Annotated in this window: 14 protein-coding genes; 7 read left to right on the forward strand and 7 right to left on the reverse strand. The window is 60.5% G+C overall.

From position 1 onward, the window contains the following. Position 1: 1 nt before the first annotated feature. Positions 2-712: a DotU family type IV/VI secretion system protein gene (locus GH657_RS07000; RefSeq protein ID WP_153100038.1), complete on the forward strand. Its 711-nt coding sequence runs from the start codon at positions 2-4 to the stop codon at positions 710-712. A 1-nt stretch (position 713) separates the two neighbouring features. Then, complete coding sequence (locus GH657_RS07005; protein ID WP_153100039.1) at positions 714-5,048, forward strand: type VI secretion protein IcmF/TssM N-terminal domain-containing protein; 4,335 nt, start codon at positions 714-716, stop codon at positions 5,046-5,048. 175 nt (positions 5,049-5,223) lie between these two features. Here GH657_RS07005 and GH657_RS07010 read toward each other — a convergent pair whose 3' ends face one another. Then, positions 5,224-5,820: a hypothetical protein gene (locus GH657_RS07010; protein WP_153100040.1), complete on the reverse strand. Its 597-nt coding sequence runs from the start codon at positions 5,818-5,820 to the stop codon at positions 5,224-5,226. Between the two features lie 146 nt (positions 5,821-5,966). Here GH657_RS07010 and GH657_RS18120 point away from each other — a divergent pair, with 146 nt between their 5' ends. Further along, positions 5,967-6,182 (forward strand): hypothetical protein, encoded by a 216-nt coding sequence (locus GH657_RS18120; protein WP_220094836.1) that lies wholly within the window; start codon positions 5,967-5,969, stop codon positions 6,180-6,182. Here the strand turns inward: GH657_RS18120 and GH657_RS07015 are convergent. Further along, positions 6,166-6,768 carry a hypothetical protein gene (locus tag GH657_RS07015; RefSeq protein ID WP_153100041.1) on the reverse strand — a complete coding sequence of 201 codons (603 nt, stop codon included), beginning with the start codon at positions 6,766-6,768 and terminating at the stop codon, positions 6,166-6,168. The two genes, GH657_RS18120 and GH657_RS07015, sit on opposite strands and share 17 nt — an antisense overlap. A gap of 275 nt (positions 6,769-7,043) precedes the next feature. Next, entirely contained in the window at positions 7,044-8,327 is a 1,284-nt protein-coding gene (locus GH657_RS07020) for a serine hydrolase domain-containing protein (RefSeq protein ID WP_174769901.1), read from the reverse strand. 420 nt (positions 8,328-8,747) lie between these two features. Here GH657_RS07020 and GH657_RS07025 point away from each other — a divergent pair, with 420 nt between their 5' ends. Together GH657_RS07025 and amaB are read left to right on the forward strand one after the other, a co-directional pair. Next, positions 8,748-10,061, forward strand: a complete 1,314-nt coding sequence (locus tag GH657_RS07025) for a serine hydrolase domain-containing protein (protein WP_153100043.1) — start codon at positions 8,748-8,750, stop codon at positions 10,059-10,061. 179 nt (positions 10,062-10,240) lie between these two features. Continuing rightward, entirely contained in the window at positions 10,241-11,815 is a 1,575-nt protein-coding gene (amaB, locus tag GH657_RS07030; protein WP_153100044.1) for an L-piperidine-6-carboxylate dehydrogenase, read from the forward strand. An 87-nt stretch (positions 11,816-11,902) separates the two neighbouring features. Here amaB and GH657_RS07035 read toward each other — a convergent pair whose 3' ends face one another. Beyond that, on the reverse strand, positions 11,903-12,283 hold the full coding sequence (locus tag GH657_RS07035; RefSeq protein ID WP_153100045.1) for a sugar ABC transporter ATPase: 381 nt from the start codon (positions 12,281-12,283) through the stop codon (positions 11,903-11,905). Between the two features lie 175 nt (positions 12,284-12,458). Between GH657_RS07035 and GH657_RS07040 the strand changes: the two genes are divergently transcribed. Further along, positions 12,459-12,983, forward strand: coding sequence for a hypothetical protein (locus GH657_RS07040; protein WP_153100046.1), 525 nt, complete (start codon positions 12,459-12,461; stop codon positions 12,981-12,983). Positions 12,984-13,094: 111 nt separating this feature from the next. Here GH657_RS07040 and GH657_RS07045 read toward each other — a convergent pair whose 3' ends face one another. Further along, positions 13,095-13,565: a hypothetical protein gene (locus GH657_RS07045; RefSeq protein WP_153100047.1), complete on the reverse strand. Its 471-nt coding sequence runs from the start codon at positions 13,563-13,565 to the stop codon at positions 13,095-13,097. A gap of 259 nt (positions 13,566-13,824) precedes the next feature. After that, positions 13,825-14,529: a hypothetical protein gene (locus GH657_RS07050; RefSeq protein WP_153100048.1), complete on the reverse strand. Its 705-nt coding sequence runs from the start codon at positions 14,527-14,529 to the stop codon at positions 13,825-13,827. A 373-nt stretch (positions 14,530-14,902) separates the two neighbouring features. Here GH657_RS07050 and GH657_RS07055 point away from each other — a divergent pair, with 373 nt between their 5' ends. After that, on the forward strand, positions 14,903-16,882 hold the full coding sequence (locus tag GH657_RS07055) for a PhoX family protein (protein ID WP_153100049.1): 1,980 nt from the start codon (positions 14,903-14,905) through the stop codon (positions 16,880-16,882). Positions 16,883-16,990: 108 nt separating this feature from the next. Here the strand turns inward: GH657_RS07055 and GH657_RS07060 are convergent, their stop codons facing one another. Further along, a complete protein-coding gene (locus GH657_RS07060; RefSeq protein WP_153100050.1) occupies positions 16,991-17,635 on the reverse strand; it encodes a glycine zipper family protein in 645 nt (214 codons plus the stop codon). Between the last annotated feature and the right edge of the window lie 156 nt (positions 17,636-17,791).

Raw genomic sequence — 17,791 nt, forward strand, 5'->3', positions numbered from 1 at the left:
AATGCGTCAGGCAAGTTGCTGGACCCCGGTGCTGGAATATGCCGCTGCCGCTTTCACGGGCCATGCGCCGGTGACGGTGGCCTTCGAGCACGAGAGCGCGGCGGCCTCGGGCCTCGCGGCGAGCCGCGCGGCGCAGGCGGTGAACGATTTGCATGATTTGTTGCAGGCAGCGCAGACGCGCGCCGGTAACGAAGGCCACGGCCCGGCGGCCGTGCGCGAGGCTTTGTTCGCGGTGGTGGCGTGGCTCGATGAGCGGGCGCTCAGCAGCGACTGGCCGGGCCGCACGGCCTGGCGCGCCGCACCGTTGCAACGGCATTATTTCGGCACCTCGCGCGCCGGGACGGAGTTTTTCGAGCGGCTCGAAGCGCTACCCGACGACGCCACTGAAGTCCGCGAAGTCTATGCGCTGATGTTGCTGTGGGGCTTTCGCGGACGCTTCGCCGCACGTCCAGCCGCCGAGTTTTTCGGCTATCGCCAGGCGCTGTTCGAGCGTCTCGCGCGTGAGTTGCAGATGGCGCCGTTCAATCTCCATGAGCCGTTATTCGTCTTGCCCGCGCCGCCCGCGCCAGAGGCCAACACCCGTTCGCGGCGGCGCGTGACGCTGGCGCTGGTGTTGCTGATCGTGCTGCCGCTGGCCGTGCTGCTGGGTCTGGGCTTGGCTTACGACTGGCTCCTGCTGGATCTGGCCCAGCCTTTGCTGGTGGGGGGCTGAGATGCTACGCAAACTGCTTCGCATGACGGGCGTGGTACTCGGGCTCGTGTTGCTGGCGCTGGCTTGCTGGACGCTGGTGCTGTATCTGGACTGGCCGTTGTGGGCCGCGCCTGGGCTGTTCGTGCTGGCGCTGGGATGCGGCTGGGGCGTGCTGGCGCTGCGGCGCCAGTGGCTGCGCTGGCGCGGTTTGCGCCAGATGGCGGCGGGCATGGCCGTGGCGGGTACGCAAGCGCCGCTGAAAGCCTTCGATGCCGCCTGGCGCGCCGGCCTCAAACGTCTGCGGCAATCACGCCTGAAGCGCCAGGGCAGCGTCGGCGGGCCGCTGTATGCGCTGCCCTGGTTGCTGATGCTCGGCGCACCCGGCAGCGGCAAGTCCGCGCTGCTGACACGCACGCGTTTAGCCTCGACACTGCGCCGTGTGCGCCAGGAAGATCCGGTTGAGCCGACCGCGCTTTTCGACTGGTGGTATTTCGATCACAGCGTGGTGCTCGATCCAGCCGGGCGGCTTTTCGAACACACGGACACGAGCGCGACGGATAGCCGCAGCCTGTGGGCACGGCTGCTCTACTGGCTGGGCCGCACACGGCGGCGCGAGCCGCTCAACGGGATCGTGCTGACGCTGTCGATCGAGACCTTGCTGCAGACCTCCGGGCAACAGCTCGCCGACCAGGGCCGTGAGGCCCGCAGCCGCATCGACACGCTGACGCGCGTCTACGACGTGCGCGTGCCGGTGTATCTGGTGCTGACGCATGGCGACGCCATCGAAGGTTTCGTCGAATGGGGCCGTCTGTTGCCTGAAGCCTTGCGCGAGCAGCCATTTGGCGCGCTGGTCACGCAAGCGCCGAGTGCCTCGCAGTTTCTCGAGGAGGCCTTCGCGCAGATCAGCCAGCGTCTTGCCGACATCCGCATCGCCCAGGGCATGCGCGATAACCAGAGCGTCGAGCTGCTGGTGCCCGAACGGGTGCAGGCGCTGGCCGTGCCGCTCAAGGCTTATCTGGAGCCCGCCTTCGATCACAACCCGTATGGCGAAACCCCGTTGTTGCAAGGCGTGTTCGTCACGGCCGAGGTCCAGGGCAGCAAGGATGGCAAGAACGACAGGGATGGGGCGCACGCGCCGCTCGGCTGGTTTTCCCGCGTGCTGTTCGACACGCTTTTGCCTGCGCGCCGCTCGGGCTGGCGGCCCACGGGTCATTTCGGCGCCTGGCGGCGCTTCATGCGCCACGCGGCGGTGCTGGCCTGGCTGATTGCCTGCTTCACGCTCGGCGCATTGATGACAGCGAGTTTCGTGCGCGATCGCGCCACGCTCGTGCATCTGGTGGAACACCCCGAGCACAAGCTGAGCTCGACGGGCGATTTCGCCACGCGCATGGATATCCTGCTGCGGCATATCCAGACGCTGCGCTGGGTGCATCAGCGCGCCAATAACGGGCTGCTCGATGTGTTTCCGTTTCATCGTTCCGTGCTGCAGGTGCAAGCGCGGCTCGCGCAACGCTTTAGCGCCGAGTTCCAGCAGCAGGCGTTGCAGCAAGGCATCGACCGGATGCTCGAAAGCCGCATCCAGGACGTCTCGAAGAATGGCAGCGATGTGCTGGTGGCCGCTTACGCGCAGCATCTGGTACGCCGTATCAACCTGCTCGACGCCGCGCTCGCGGGCAAGCCGCTGTTTGGCTTGCCACGCGTCGGCGCGGACCTCGTGGCGATCCAGGCCGATGCCGATCGCAGCGCGATGTTCGATCCGCTCGCCAGCAGCCGTTTCGGTTTTCTCTATGTCGATTACCTGCACTGGCAGCCTAAACGCATGGCGCTGATCGCGGAGCGTTCGCGGCTGCGCGACATGCTCGACGAACTGGCGCTGCCACGCCGCCCGATTGGCTGGCTGCTCGCCTGGGCCGATATGCAAGGCGATCTGGCGCCCGTGACGCTGGCGCAGTTCTGGGGTATTTCCGATCGCCCTGAATTGCCGCGCATTTCGGCGGCTTATACGCCCGATGGCCATGCCGCGATTGACCAGTTCATCGCGGAAGTCGCCCGCACCGGCCAGTACAGCGAAGGCTGGACCCGCCGCGCGGCGAGCTTCGATGAGCAGTATCAGGACGCGTTGCGCAGCGCCTGGTACGGCTTTGTCACGGCGTTTGCCGCGGCGCCGTCGCTGCTGCACGGCGAGGACGCCTGGCGCAGCGCGATGCCGTTGGTGCTCTCCGGACAAAGCCCGTACCGCCAGTTGCTGCATGAGCTGGCCCGTACCTTTGAGCAAGCCTCCGATCTGGACCACCGCGCGCTCTCGGACCAGCCCTCGTGGGTGAACACCGCGATCCGCCTGGACCGCTTGCAAGCAGTGGCCTACAACGGCCCAAGTCAGGCGGGCTCGAAGATTGTCGAGCTGCTCAAGCTGTCGAACGGCGTGGGCCGCAGCGTGCTGCAAAACGACGGCAACGATGTGCTGGAGGCGCTCAAACGCAATGATTTCGCGCTGGCCCAGGCGCTGCTGGCTTATCGGCGGCAGTTGAACGGCATGGGCGACATCCTTGCCAAGGGCGACGGCCATGCGCTCAAGCTGGCCGCCGACGCCTACCAGTTCAGCGCCAGCGCGGACATCAAAAGCACGCCGCTGATTGCGACGGGCGTGGCCTTCGATCAGGCGAGCGCGGCGGCGATCGCCGCCGCGCCGGGCGATTTGCCCATCTGGAACCTGGTGCGCGGGCCGCTTGATTTCACGCTGCAATATGTCAGCCGCGTGGCCGCCAACAGCTTGCAGCAAGACTGGGATGCCCAGGTGCTGGCGCCGCTGCAAGGCGTCTCCGACCCCACGCACACGCAGCAACTGCTCTATGGCGATACCGGGCTGGTGCCGACGTATATGAACGGGCCGGTCAAAGCGTTCGTGCTGCGCACCACCAGCGCGTATGTGCCGCGTCTGCTGTGGGGGCAAAACGTGCCGCTCAATGGGCTGTTCTATGCCTTTGTCAGCCGGGCGCAGCGCCAGCGCAACGACATGGTTGAAACCGCGCAGCGCAACGCAGAGGACAAGAGCGCCGAGCAAGCCTTGCGCGCCGCGCAGCAAGCCGAGCTGGCCGATATCGCGCAGCAGGTGAATGGCTTGCAAACGCGTATCGCCAAGTTGCACGGGGTGACAGCCACGGTGGTGCTGAACGCCATGCCGCCGACACTCAACCCCGGCGCGCTGCGGGTGCCGCAAAAGACCACGTTGACCTTGCGCTGCACCGCCGGGCCGATCGTGCTGGAGAACCTGAACTTCCCGGTGAGCCAGGCCTTCGCGTGGTCGCTGGCGAATTGCGGCGACACCACGCTGGCGCTGAATTTCCCTTCGATGACGCTGACGCGGCAATGGAAAGGGCCGACCGGCTTCATCGATTTTCTGCGGACTTTCCGCGATGGACAGCACACGTTTGGGCCGCAGGATTTCCCGAGCGCGCAACGCGCGATGCAGGGCGCGGGCGTGAGTGCCGTGACGCTCGGGTTTGCCATGCAAGGGCAAGAAGTGCTGCTGTCGAGCTTCGATGAAGCCGACCGGCTCAACGCGCAAATGGAGACCTTGCTGGCGCGGCGCGCCACGCTCACCTCGGCGCTGGCGAACCCGAGCAGCGCGGTGGCGGGGCAAGCCGTGCTGCCGTGGGATTTACAGCTCACGGTGCCGTTGCATATCGCGGATGCGTGGAATGAAGCCGGGGTGTCGGCAACGCAACTGCCGGGATCGGCGGCGGTGGGGCCGGCGGGGGCCGGCCGTAGCGGACTGCCGGCGGGGGCGGGCTTGCCGCCAGCGGTGCCGGGGCGCTCAGCGGAAGGGGCGGTCAAGACCCAGCCCGCGAAGGCTGCGCCGACCGCGAACCTGGAGCGCACCGGGCCGTGGGGCGGCGAGGCCCTGGCCGCGACGGCCGCCACGGCCGCCACCACCGCCGCTGCGGTAACAGTCGGGGCCACCGCCACCACCGCGCTGACCCGTATCGAACCGAAGGCCGCGCCACCGGCGGCGAAACCGCTCGTGCCGGAAACGCCGAAGGCTGCGCGGCTGGACCATGCGAAGGCGTTGAAAACCCCGGCGCTCAAAGCGGCCGTGCCAACCGCTCCTCATGCGCTGGGCAACTACATCGTTCAGGTTGGGCGCTTCGCCAGCCCTGAGGCCGCGGAAAAAACCTTGCGCGAACTGCATTTGCCCTGCGACAGCCGGGCCGTGACGCTAGCCGATGGCTCGACGCAATACGACGTGCGCGCGACAGGCTTCGCGCAACGCGAAGCCGCACAAGCGGCTGCGGAGCGTGTGGCCGCACGGCTCAAGCTCACGCCCCTGGTGCGGGCGGTGCGGCACACGGCCGCGTGAGGCTGACGCCGCCACGCCGGACTATTGCCGATACCCTTGCCATGCCTGGCGTTGAAGACATCGGCTTCGATCCGCCGCATTGAACATTGAATAGCCCTGTTTCCAGGGCAGCCTGCCCAACACTTTGCAGAATCTGCTCCTGGTTAATCCAGGTTTTCTGCGTTGAGTTGAGTGATTAAGACGATTGACCCGCGGCAGTTGTGCCGGATTGATTCACACTGGCAGGGAAAACTTCCTGATTGGCTTCCAGGTTTTCTGGTCTTGGCAAAGACATAAAAACCTCAGGTTCATGATATTCATCAGATTCACTTTGGGAAGATGGGGGTGAGATTATTTTTTTATGAAGCGCTTCGGTAAAGCGACGCCCCGTTTTTCTGTCAATTAATAGCTCCAGGCCTGCCGCGAACGCGAACGCAATGGCCGCACGGTTAATCAAGGGTTTCACCTGGTCATCGACCAGAAACAGCGCAATCTGTCTCAGTGCAAGAATGCCTACCGTATAGATGAATGGCTTAGCATACGGGTGATTCAGTCGGTTTTCCAGCCCATCTGTTATGGTATCAGCATATTTTTGGGCTCTAGACTTATTATTTTCAATACGGCGATTAAGTAGGGTGCCCAATGTTTCTTTTTTTCCGCGTAGCTTTTTACCATGGTTGGGATGGTTTGGATTGATCTCCATCACGCCATCAATATCAGCGTTTCCTAATTTAATGGTGTGGGATCGAGTTTTATTACGATCCTTGTTTAAGCCTGAAATTTTCCTGGTCATGATTTAAATTAACTCCATAAAATAAATAAACAAAGGAGGCACTTGATAGTGCTGTTTGCCGGGAGGCCTCCGTAACCCCTGGAATGCTTTGTCGCGCTAACAGGGTGGCAGCGAATGTTCGCGTGCCAGGACGATGTGATGTATTTTTGCCAGAGATTAACAGACTGAGGCTGAGGCTGAGGCTGAGGCTGAGGCTGAGGCTGAGGCTGAGGCTGAGGCTGAGGCTGAGGCTGAGGCTGAGGCTGAGGCTGAGGCTAGGTTGCCGCCGCGATCTGCCCGGCATTCCCAGGAGGGCCATTAATGCGCTTCGGATTCAGACGATTGTGGTTGTGCTCGAGGTTTTAATTATTCTTGAGCGTTAATGTTGATATTAATCGGAACGTTTTCGTCAGTCTCCCCGGCTTGCTGTGAATCTGTTTTGGCAGACAGCAGCGCTGGCAGGTTGAGATTAACCAGTTTGAGAAAAAAATGATGGATGTCAGCCAGTCTGAATGGAATGAAATTAGCATTTCTGCAGGGAATGAACAGGCGGATCATGATGAGAATCATGAACAGCGCAGTAATTTTAGAAACCTGATTTTCGCATGTTTCATATTGCTCGACGCAGGCAATAGAGGCCTCATGGCTTTGGCATCTCGGAAGCTGCCTGTCGCAGGAAGCCATGGATATTTTGTTATAAGCAAAAATACCTGCCAGACAAACAAAATACTTCACCATAATGACCCTCAGGCTGCCAGTACGCTGTTCGATGGTGGCAATCCGTTTTTCATATCCCTTGATCATCCCATCCAGTTGTTGGGGGCTCATATTGAATGCCGCTGAAAAAGAAGCCTGGCCCGAACGGTTATTGGCGGCTTGAATATTTTTATTTTTAGAATTGTTTTTTTTACCGCTGGAGTTATTGGCAACGAGGGCTGAACCCGGGTTGCTATTTCGAATTTTAGTCATGATGTTCTTGATGTTCTTGAATTACGGGAAATGAAGGTGCCAGACGGAACCTGGAATACAGGGTTTCTGCGTTACGAGTTTTCCGGAAGGCTTCCCGGAACGCCTGGCGATCAGACAGGCAGAAAAAAAAGGCCCGAACGAACATGGGCCAAAGGGGGATCACTCATTGACTGCGTTTAACAGCAGATAACCTGACCCGCTAGAAAACAGATAGAACGGATAAAACAGCACCGGCGCGCCGGATATGACGAATGACGAATGACGAATGAGACGAATTACGAACCCAGCGCAGATGTCGTTGGCGCCGCCGACGGTGCCTGGTTGGGGGCGATTTGCATCGTGCTGCTGTAGCTCATGGCGATCTGCTGCGCCAAGGTATCAGCCACATTGACCGGGTTGCCGCGGCTGGAGGTGTCGCCATTGCACAGCACGATCACGCTGTAGCCCGCATCGAGAAAGCGGTAGTACGCCGCACTAAAACCCACGGCATGGCCGGACTGGCATTCGACCCGGCCACCGCCTGCCGCCGTGGTCAAGATCCAGCCCAAGCCCACCGGAATCGGCACGCCATTGTTCAGCGTGTAGGGCGTGGCCATCTGCGCTTGCAGGCCGCTATTGACAACGCTCTGGGCCAGCAGCGCCTGCTCCCACTGGATCAGGTCATTGATCGTCGATTTCAGCAGCACCGAACCTACCGGATAGAGCGCTGGCGTAGCCACAGCCCACTGGCCCGATGGCGTCTGCACATAACCCGTGGCCCGTGCGGGATCGGCGGCCGGGTTCGGATCCTGATAGTCGATCGAGGTATTGCTCATTCCCGCCGGGTTGCTGAGCAAGGTCGTGACGATGTCGATATAAGCCGGAGCGAACGGTTGTTGCGTCGCGGGATTGATCGCGGCGTTCGCCGGGAAATTGATCAAGCCGCTGGTTTGCGCGCTAGCCGCGATCTGCCGCAGGACTTGCGCCAGCATGCCGTAGCCCAGCGTGCTGTAGAAATAGGCATCGCCGGGGTTGCCGCTCAGCACCACGCCGCTGGTGTAGGACGTCATCGCCAGATGTGGGTCGCCCTGGTCTTGCTGGGCGCTGCCCAGCTGGGTGGCGACAGGCTGGGCCGGCAGGCCCGCCGTATGGGTGAGCAGATGGCGCAGCGTGATCTTGTTCCAGCGCGGATCGGTGGGCAGGCTAGGGTAGTACTGGCTCAGCAGGTTATCGAAGCTGGCAAGGCCACGTTGCACGAACACCGCCAGCGTGGCCGCGGTGAACTGCTGCGTCAGGGACGCAATCATGTAATGGTTCGAGAGCGTGGCGACAGACGCGTTAGCGATATTGGCGTAGCCATACGCAGCTTGCTTGAGTACCTGACCCGAGCCTTGCAGCACCGCGACCACGACGGAGGGCGAGGGGCGGCCCCACGATTGCATCAGGTTGGCGACGAGCTGGTCGATCGCATCAGGCGCGACAGGGGGCGAACTGCCATCGCTGCCACCGCCACCGCATGCCGCGAGTGCTGAAAGCCCTGCGAGCGCCATGAAGGTGCGCCTGCTCATGCTCATGCTCATGACCGAATCTCCTTTAAGCCCGATGGGGTGATGCATTCCGCTTGTTAAGTAACAGCCCGATTTGGTCTGGTTCCATTGCAGCCCGGTTTTTTTATCTCATGCGCGAGAAGCGACGCCTCGAATGGGACGTGAGCCGGGGAGCGGACAGAAGAGAAAAACCAGGGCGAACCGATGCCTCGCGCCGTTTTTTCGCGCGGCGTGGAACGAAATTTTCCATTTTGTTACTGAGAGCCAGCGTGCGATGCAAGACGCATCGGAACGCATGTGCTTACGTGTGCTTACGTGTGTGTATGCGGTGACGGGGGCCCATGAGCTCGAGTGTTCACCGCCGCACAAGGAGCAGGAACGGTAAAGGTTCACGGGGATTCACGCAGATTCGCGGACATCGTTCATCCGTCATCAGATAAAAAAGGCATCGCCATGACCAGACAGTTCGTTAGCCGTCGCAACTTCATCGCGCTCGCGGGCGCTTCCGCACTGGCTGCGTGTGGCGGCACGAATGTCGATGGGCTAGGATTGACGCCCACGCCGGGGCCCACCCCGGCGCCTGCGCCGACCCCCACACCTACACCCACCCCGACGCCGACGCCGACTCCCACTCCCACACCTACGCCCACGCCCACGCCGCTCCCCGCGCCCACGGTGCAGTCGCTGAAAGTGGATGCCTACGTGACGAAAATGCTGCGGCAATGGAACATCCCTTCAGCCCAGGTCGCGGTGCTGAAAAATGGCGTGTTGCTGCAACAGTCCACATATGGCTTGCGCTCGCGCGATCCCGACGTGGTTGCGGATTTTTCGACGACGTATCTGCTGGATTCGATCACCAAGCAGTTCACGGCGTCGGCGATCATGGTGCTGCAACAAAACGGCCTGCTCTCGGTAGCGCAGCCGCTCTCCGATTTTTTCCGTGCCTTGCCCTCGGACCCGAACTGGAAGAACGTCACGCTGTCGCGCCTGCTCACGCATACCGCCGGGCTGGCGCACGACCAGCGCTATCCGCCCGGACCGCCGGAAACCGCCGAGCAAAACACGGGCGACGCCAACGTGTTGATCAACACCCTGACCCAGGTCGATTTCGTCAGCACGCCAGGTTCCGCTTACCAGTACAGCAACGCGGGTTATGGCTTGCTGGCGATGGTGTTGCGCGTGGCCGCGGCAGCCGCGCCCGCGGGGATGTTTCCGCCCAATCCCAAGGGCTTTCAGCCGTCGTATGGCGACATCATCCATACGCTCCTGACCAGCAAGGCGGGCATGACGGGCACCTCGGTTGATTTCCAGACCACCGGGGCCCAGCGCGATCCGAACCTGGCGAGCGGCTATCAATGGAATGGCTCGGCATGGGTGCCCGCCACGCCTGCGGCCTATCCGATCGGCGCGACGTTTCTGAAGACCTTGCTCTCCGACATGATCTTGTGGGAGCGGGCGCTGCTGGGCAATGACGTGCTGACGAACGCGAGCAAATCGCAGATGTGGTGGCCCGCGCCGTTATCGAATGGCTTGACTTCGCCGTATGGCTTCGGCTGGAGCCTGGGGCAGACCGCCAATGGGCTGCCCGCGATCTGGCATGACGGCATCGCGCTGGGGTTTAATTCGGCGTTCTACCGTTTTCCGGATTCGGGTTATGCGGTGATCGTGCTGTGCAACGCCGAAGGCTGGCTGAACGGGAACGATACGATGGCCGATCAGCTCGCGGAAAATACGGCGGTGATTTACGACCCGAGCCTCGCGTTTTAATGCGCTAACGCGCGCCTCCTGCCCGCCGCTCAAGCGCGAAAACACGTCTGCCTGCCGCCAGCGAAGCGGCGGCGCCGGCTTCGCTTGTCGCCAAAATGTGCCCCCTGTATAGTTTTCGGCTCCGTGTCCTGTTTTTTGTTTTCGACTCCGACCGCGACCGAACCCTGAAAGGATCACGCATGAACGCTCCGGCAACCGCTTCGACAACCGCTTCGACAACCGCTTCGACAACTTCCTCCCGCCCGGTGGCACAGTCTGCCGCCGCTCTACTCGCCGAACTCGGCATCGCTCATCTGACCCAAACACCCGGCGGCGAGCCGGTGTATTCGCCCGTCGATGGGGCATGCCTCGGACACGTGAGTCTCGCCACCCCCGCGCAGGTCGAAGACGCTGTCGCCGCCGCGCAGCAGGCTTTCGCCCTCTGGCGCGAGGTGCCCGCGCCGCGCCGTGGCGAGCTGGTGCGCTTGCTCGGCCAGCGCTTGCGCGAGCAGAAGCAGGCGCTAGGCAGCCTGATCTCGCTCGAAACCGGAAAGATTCTTCAGGAAGGCCTGGGCGAAGTGCAGGAGATGATCGACATCTGCGATTTCGCCGTTGGCCTGTCGCGTCAGCTTTATGGCCTGACCATCGTCTCCGAGCGCCCCGGCCATCGCATGGCCGAAACCTGGCACCCGCTGGGGGTGTGCGCGGTGATTTCGGCGTTTAACTTTCCGGCGGCGGTGTGGTCATGGAATGCCGCGCTGGCGCTGGTGTGCGGCAATGCCGTGATCTGGAAGCCCTCGGAAAAAGCCATGCTGACCGCGCTCGCGGTCGAGCAGATCCTGCGCGAAGCCCTCGACGTTTTTGGCGCTGCGCCAGCTGGGCTGACAGCCTTGCTCAACGGCGGCCGCGACGTCGGCGCGCAACTGGTGGCCGAGCCGCGCGTGGCGCTGGTCAGCGCCACCGGCAGCACGGCGATGGGGCGCACGGTGGGGGTCGAGGTGGCGCGGCGCTTTGGCCGCTCGCTGCTGGAGCTGGGCGGCAATAACGCGGGCATCGTCACGCCAAGCGCCGATCCGGCCCTGGTGTTGCGCGGCGTGGTGTTTTCCGCTGTCGGGACCGCGGGGCAGCGCTGTACCTCGCTGCGCCGCTTGCTGGTTCATGAGCGCGTTTATGACGACACCGTGGCGCGCCTCAAGGAGGCCTATGCCCAGGTGCCGGTTGGCCATCCGCTGGAAGCGGGCACGCTGATGGGGCCGCTGATCGACGCGGCTTCGTTTGAGCGCATGCAGGCGGCGCTGGCGCAGGCGCGCGCCGAAGGCGGCACGGTCTTCGGCGGCGAGCGACTGATCTTGCCGGGGCTGGAAGGCGGCTATTACGTGCGTCCCGCGCTGGTCGAGATGCCCGCGCAAACGGCGGTGGTGCTCACCGAGACTTTCGCGCCGATCCTGTATGTGCTGCGCTATCAGCAGTTCGATGCGGCGCTGGCGGCGAATAACGCAGCGGCGCATGGCTTGTCGTCGTGTGTTTTCACGCTCGATTTGCGCGAAGCGGAGCGCTTCATGTCGGCCTCGGGGAGTGATTGCGGCATCGCCAACGTCAATCTTGGGCCGAGCGGCGCGGAGATTGGCGGCGCGTTTGGCGGCGAGAAGGAAACCGGCGGCGGCCGCGAATCGGGCTCGGATGCGTGGAAGGCCTATATGCGCCGCGCGACCAACACGATCAACTATTCGACGGCGCTACCGCTGGCTCAGGGGATCGACTTCAATCTGGGTTAGCCAGCAGGCCGTTCGCGGCGCTAGCCCGGGCCCGGGTTTAGCGCTTTGCGCTTTGTGGTTTGTGGTTTGTGGTTTGCGCGGGCGTTTTCAAGTCGTGCAGCGCGCGATATGGAAGCGCATTTCGGGCTCGGGCGGATTGTCGGGGGCGTCGGCCGGATGCTCGACCTTGACGGTCGTGCGCGAGCCCGATGGCGTGAGCGTGACGCGATACGCCGGGTTCGACCGCTCGCCCACGGTGACTTCCGTCACGCTGCCGCGCTTGAGCGCGCGGGCTAGCGACAGGCGGCTCGTCAGGCACGCGGCAATCGCCGCCGGTGGGGTCGCTGAGCTGATATACATCATCGGGCGGGCCTGCCCATCGAGTGCCGCGCGGTGGGCATCCCCTGAGGCGCCGCACGCGCCGAGCGCCAGCAGCGCTGCGCAGGACAAGACCGACAAGCGGAAAGAATGCAGAAGAGGGAATGTCATGGCCGGAGGCTCGCTTGAGCGGACGATCGGGGCAACCAGGGGCATCGCGCTCAGGAGTATAGCGGCGCGTGGCTTGTCCGGCTGGCTGGCATGGATCGGGCGAAGGCCCCGCATTGGCCCGTGGCGGGTAGAATCCAGCGCCTGACTTAATCCCGAAACAATGAATGCCCCCGCCATGACAACTGCTATCCCCGATCCCTCCCAGACTCCCGGCACAGAAACAGAAACAGAAGCGGCCACGGTCTTGCATGAACCCCGTTTATGGCGCGATGGAGGCTGGACGGCATACGTGATGAAAAACGAAGACGACGATGGCTGGGCTGTCGCCATGGTCCGGGATGGCGAGCCCGAACCTGCGCTGGTGGGCCCCTGGACGATGGGGCGGGACAAGAAAAACCCCAAGCCTCTGGATACCAGCGCGTTCAACACGCTGGTTAAAACCGCCTCCGAGGTGCGGCGGCGCCACGAACAGCAGTTACATGCGCTGCTGCATAAACGGGTGCGTGTGAATACCGAGACGCTGGGCGAGATCGTTGTGACGTTGCAGATCGTGCCCAATGACGATGACCCCTATGCGCTGTTGAGTGCCATCGATGCCCTGGACGAGACGTTGGCGCAGATTCGCGTGACGCCGGGGTTCAAACTGAATCAGGCTAGTGCGGCGGCGTGGATCGAAAATGATTTTGCCCGCATGGATTAACGCAAGCGCCGTGCCAAAGCCGGATGCGGCTTGCAAGCATCAGGCCTGAAGCGGGCGGCCATGGTTCTGTCAGGCGCGCGTTTCAGTATTTCAGGGTTTCAGGGCTGAAATTTAAGTGCTCCTGGTTTTATGGGATGTCATGGCCGCCTTGGGCGGCACATGTTCAAGATAAGCTTCATTTTGGGCTTTACGCAGCGAGAAAATGAGCGCGGAAATTAGGGTCAGCGCGACCAGCGGAGAGAGGGCTCTAATAAAATCAAGAAAAAACTGATTGGAAGAATGGGTTTTTATTTCGCTGGAACTTGTATCTGAGAAGGCGTGCTCGTCTTCGGTGGATTCCATGATTTTTTCGGGGCTTTCCAGGGAAATAATGGTAAGGACAAGAAAAAATGTACTGGTAAAAGTCATCATGGTATGCAGAAACGCGCGGCTTCGATAAGCTTCGGCTAATGTCGCTTTTTTAATAAACGATGAATGATATTGAGTCAGTGAGGTTTTTTCTGTTGCCGGGTTTTCTTGCTGATTTATTTCTAAATCAATAAAATTATTTTTGTGCGTTGGAAAACAAAATAATTTGAACATGATTCAGATCCTTTGAGATAAATATAACTATCCATTCAGCGTATTGAAGGAGGCCCGCCATGCGGGCCGTGTGCATTTCATCTATTGAATCAATCGATACCTGCCGCAGGCAATCACCGGCGACGGTTATGTAACGCAGGGCATGCAATGGTTCCATTGCGGGTAGGCCAGTAAGACATAGGCTTGGCCGGAACTCTCTAGGCCAAAGTGCTCGGTTATCCGGGGGGAGGTCAGGGGGAGGTCACTACGTGATTGGACTCTAAATCGCCCCGCTACTCAAATCGGGGGAGACGTCAGAGACGTCGGAGACGTCGTCATAGTCATATTCTTCATCTCTCGATCGGCCGGGGATGTCGATGGGCGCGCTCTTCGGAGGAAAGTGGAATTCAGGCTTGTCTGGTGCGAAGGCGTTTTCTGATGGTGAAATCGCGGCAGGCAGGGCGTCATGGTTCTTGCGCTGACTAAACAATCGGGTTAGGCCAAAAATAATGCTGAAAAAGCCTAACGCCATGCAGAGAATAATCGGGACAAACGTTTTTTTACTGCAAGACGGTGAATCGTTATCTGAGTCGGGGAGCGGGCAGGATCGAAGACACAGGCTGCCTGCCGTCAGTGCCGTAACACCTATCATGATTGGCGCGGTTTTTTTTAAAAATGAAACGGCTGAAATATTTTCTGCTACCGTACATGGCTCGGATGGAGGGTAAATATCCTGCGGATCTGGGGAGTTAATATTCTGGAGATGGGTTTCTTCGACAAGGGAAAGGGTTTTTATCTCGAAGGAAATATTTGTTTCGGTGGGTGGAAACGGCGGGGAAACGGTTTTTGGATCATTGCTTTGAATAACGATGGAATATGTTTTTGGTGGGGTTTGATTTAGGGGCGTTGTTTCACTGATTTTGGGTGAACTGGTCGGAGTCGGGCCGCGCAAAGGGGAATATTGGCCCGTGGCGAGGTTATACATAGGTCTCTCTCATGGAATTGATTTTTATGTGAAACCCGGTTTGCCGCGTTCATGAAGTCATGAACACGTGCCCGGCCTGACTCGATCGGACATGACGTTCCGGTTGTGCATCTTCTTGGTGACGCGCGATGCGTTCTGGTTCCATTTAAGGCGAACTTTGTCACAGGCCGCGCCAGCGTACGGCGGGCTGTCCGCGCTCTGTCAAAAAACTTTCATCTGCGCTTCGTAGAATGGCCCACGTGGCGCTGCTGGAGCGCGGAAGGCAACACACGACACACGATACGCAGCAGGTAACGGCACCCCGCACCCCGCGCAACAGCCGTCACGCTCCTTTCCCTTTTCCCTTTTCCCCCTTACCCAGGATTTCCGGAACATGGCTGAACAGCCCGATTTCTCCCGCCGTAAAACGCTCAAATTCCTCGCTGGCGCGCCGTTGCTGCCTTCATGGTTGCCTTCATTGTTACCACTAGGCGGCCTGGCCAGCAGCGCGGCGCTGGCCAGTTGCGGTGCTCATGACGTGAGCGCGGGCGCACCGCCCCAGCCGCTCGCGCAGTTTGTGTCGGCCTCGTTTGCCGGTATGGCCGCGCCCACGCTCGATGACCCGCAAGCGATGGCGCAAACCACCGTGGCTTCAAGCCTCACGCTGCGTTTGAGCGATGGCAGCCAACGCGTGTGCCAACTGGCGTATCAGCCGTTCTTTGTCACCGGCGATGAGGCGCCCGATGGCCAGGGCGGCACGATCCTCACGGGCGGCTACTTCGATATCCATCAACAGCCGATCATCGACCGCTCGGTACCCGGCCAGGCGCGCCAGTTTTTTTCCGATTGCCCGGATGGCAGCTCGCTGCTGCGGCTGGAACACACCACGGTCAAAAGGGTCAGCGGCAACCCGGTATTCGCCGTGGTGCAGTTCGAATACGCCACACGCGATCAAAGCGCCGCCTCGGTGTATGGCCAGTTGCCGTCGCCGGTCGCGGTGCTGACGCTCGACCAGAATCCGGCCACGGGCGCGTTAAAACTGGTTGCTTATCGCAACGTCGATACCTCGGGCGCGCACGGCCTGTGGATTACCTGCGGCGCGAGCCTCTCGCCCTGGAACACGCATCTGTCCAGCGAGGAATACGAGCCGGACGCCAGCAGCATCGCCAGCAATAGCCAGTTCAAGGCGTTCAGCCGCAACCTGTTCGGTGACGAAACCACGGCGCGCCCTTATCACTACGGCCATCTGCCAGAAATCACGGTGAACCCGGATGGCTCGGGCCGCGTGACCAAGCATTATTGTCTCGGGCGGATTTCGCATGAACTGGTGCAGGTGATGCCCGACCAGCGCACGGTCCTGATGGGCGACGATGCGACCAATGGCGGGTTGTTCATGTTTATCGCCGATCGGCCTGCTGATCTGTCGACGGGCACGCTATATGTCGCGCGCTGGCAGCAGCAGTCATCCGCCGGGGCCGGGTCCGCGCGTCTGGCATGGCTTCGCCTGGGCCACGCGAGCAGCGCCGAAATCGAAGCGCTGGCCGACCGGCTGAACTTTGCCGACATCATGGACCTCGCGCTCAAGGAACCCACCGAGCCAGGCTTCACGAAGATTCACTTCAACGGCACCTTCAACTGGATTCGCCTCAAGCCTGGCATGACCCAGGCGGCGGCGTTTCTGGAGACACACCGTTACGCCGCGCTGGCGGGCGGCAGCATGGGCTTCACCAAGCTCGAAGGCACGACGCTCAACGTGCGCGACAAGGTGTTGTATTCAGCGATGTCGCGCATCGAGAAATCCATGGTGCGCGGCCATCCGGCATCGAGCGACGTGGCGCTGGAGCGGGCGATCAGCGCGGGTGCGGTGTATGCGCTGAACCTGGGCGAGGGCCAGCGCGACACGGAGGGCGCGGCCATCGACAGCGCCTGGGTGCCGCTCGACATGAGCGCGCCCGCAGCGCTGGTGGGCGAGGACCTGGCGGTGGCCGACGCGCTGGGCAATCTGGCAAACCCGGAGCGGATCGCCAACCCCGATAACCTGAAGTTTTCGGAGAAGCTGCGCACGCTTTTTATCGGCGAAGACAGCAGTGCTCACGTGAACAATTTTCTCTGGGCCTATAACGTCGAGACGAAGACGCTCACACGCGTGCTGTCGTGCCCGGCGGGCGCGGAATCGACGGGGCTGCATGCGGTGGATGAGCTCAACGGCTGGACTTACGTGATGAGCAACTTCCAGCACGTGGGCGACTGGGAAAGCCCGTTGCATGACAAGGTCAAGGCAACGCTCGATCCGCTGGTGCGCGCGCGTTATAAAGACCGCTTTGGCGCGGCGGTGGGGTATCTGACGGCGGAACCGGTGGGGCTCAGGCTGTAGAGGCGCGGTATTCGGTTCGGGTGCGATGCAGGAAAGGGCGAGCGGGCCGTTACGGCCCGCTCGCCGTGGGGCGCAAGCCCCTGGGATGGTTTTTTGCTCTGCGCGGGTTTAGGCAAACGGATTGGGGTCGTTCACCGTGTCGTTATTGACGCCAGGAGCAACGGGCGGAATTTCATTGTTGTTTACATCATTAATCTGAATTTGAATTTGAATGTTATTTTCATCATTGTCCTGAATTTTATCGCCATTGATATTCATATTTTCATATTTTATATTTTTATCATCCTGGAGGAGTTTTTCGTGATCTCTTTGGGGATTTTTATAACTGTTAATACGATTACTCAAGGCTTTGATGCCTATACCGATAGCGGCTCCAGTAACAGCACCCACTGCAACGCCAATTAGGATGTTCTTGACCGCATGGCCGGTTAGGCAAATTTCAGTGTCAGCTTCAGAGGATGAATTTAAACTGATGGATGATGTGTTCGTGAAATGGTCAACCGCATCTACTCCTCTCGAAGGATCATGACTGGCTTTGCAGCGTTCTGTTAGTTCGTCCATTGACACGGAAAATAAGCCTGCAAGACCACCAAAAACTACACCGCTAATGAACCCAAACATGCCCCCTAGAGCATAACCCAAGGACCTTCCTTCTTGCGCGGGAGTCATGCATGAATATTTATTTTGTTTTTGGTCATTATTTTGTTTGGGGGAAAAGCAGCTTGTGGTAGAACGTGCAATTGGATTCGTCATGTTAGCTCGCTTTTATGGTTGAGTGCTGGTTAATTAAATAAAAAATATCCGCACTTTAGGGTGACGGGATGGATTTTTTGATTACATCAGCTACTGCGCATCAATATTTTTCGGCAAATGGCTTTGCCAGTCGTATGCAAGACAAAAAAGACAAAA

Source organism: Paraburkholderia hayleyella, from assembly GCF_009455685.1.
GTDB classification, from domain to species: domain Bacteria; phylum Pseudomonadota; class Gammaproteobacteria; order Burkholderiales; family Burkholderiaceae; genus Paraburkholderia; species Paraburkholderia hayleyella.

Coding starts and splice junctions, on each gene's coding strand:
- GH657_RS07050 (WP_153100048.1), bottom strand. CDS start 14,529: ATGTATAACCTCGCCACGGGCCAATATTCCCCTTTGCGCGGCCCGACT.
- GH657_RS07025 (WP_153100043.1), top strand. CDS start 8,748: ATGACCAGACAGTTCGTTAGCCGTCGCAACTTCATCGCGCTCGCGGGC.
- GH657_RS07045 (WP_153100047.1), bottom strand. CDS start 13,565: ATGTTCAAATTATTTTGTTTTCCAACGCACAAAAATAATTTTATTGAT.
- GH657_RS07055 (WP_153100049.1), top strand. CDS start 14,903: ATGGCTGAACAGCCCGATTTCTCCCGCCGTAAAACGCTCAAATTCCTC.
- GH657_RS07040 (WP_153100046.1), top strand. CDS start 12,459: ATGACAACTGCTATCCCCGATCCCTCCCAGACTCCCGGCACAGAAACA.
- GH657_RS07020 (WP_174769901.1), bottom strand. CDS start 8,327: ATGAGCATGAGCATGAGCAGGCGCACCTTCATGGCGCTCGCAGGGCTT.
- GH657_RS07000 (WP_153100038.1), top strand. CDS start 2: ATGCGTCAGGCAAGTTGCTGGACCCCGGTGCTGGAATATGCCGCTGCC.
- GH657_RS07005 (WP_153100039.1), top strand. CDS start 714: ATGCTACGCAAACTGCTTCGCATGACGGGCGTGGTACTCGGGCTCGTG.
- GH657_RS07035 (WP_153100045.1), bottom strand. CDS start 12,283: ATGACATTCCCTCTTCTGCATTCTTTCCGCTTGTCGGTCTTGTCCTGC.
- GH657_RS07015 (WP_153100041.1), bottom strand. CDS start 6,768: ATGACTAAAATTCGAAATAGCAACCCGGGTTCAGCCCTCGTTGCCAAT.
- GH657_RS07060 (WP_153100050.1), bottom strand. CDS start 17,635: ATGACGAATCCAATTGCACGTTCTACCACAAGCTGCTTTTCCCCCAAA.
- GH657_RS07010 (WP_153100040.1), bottom strand. CDS start 5,820: ATGACCAGGAAAATTTCAGGCTTAAACAAGGATCGTAATAAAACTCGA.
- amaB (WP_153100044.1), top strand. CDS start 10,241: ATGAACGCTCCGGCAACCGCTTCGACAACCGCTTCGACAACCGCTTCG.